This window comes from Paraburkholderia sp. RL18-101-BIB-B (assembly GCF_046026985.1).
GTDB lineage: Bacteria > Pseudomonadota > Gammaproteobacteria > Burkholderiales > Burkholderiaceae > Paraburkholderia.
In genome coordinates, this window is sequence record NZ_JARESV010000244.1 from 1 (window position 1) to 255 (window position 255).

Consider the following 255-nt stretch of genomic DNA (forward strand, 5'->3'; position numbering starts at 1 on the left):
GATCATTCAGCACGGGATCCCCGAATTGCTCCCACCACATCGCGTTGGCAACTTCGGCCGCCTCGCTTCCTTCGAAGCGGAACGTCGCCGGCGTAGGCACCGTGGGTCGCACGTAGTCGGGGCCGAGCAGACAACCGCCCAGGCCGAGACTCAGCCCCGCAAGCAGCAGGGCTGGCACCAAACGCATGATGAACGCGGAGCCGCGCATGTCAGTCGTCCTCGCGCCGGGCAGAGGGTTTAGCGGTCGGAGCGCCC

At 67.1% G+C, this 255-nt stretch carries 1 pseudogene; it reads right to left on the minus strand.

What is annotated here, in order from left to right:
• A pseudogene (locus P0D73_RS46930) lies at positions 1-187 on the minus strand (efflux transporter outer membrane subunit); the annotation flags it as partial.
• Positions 188-255 lie beyond the last annotated feature (68 nt).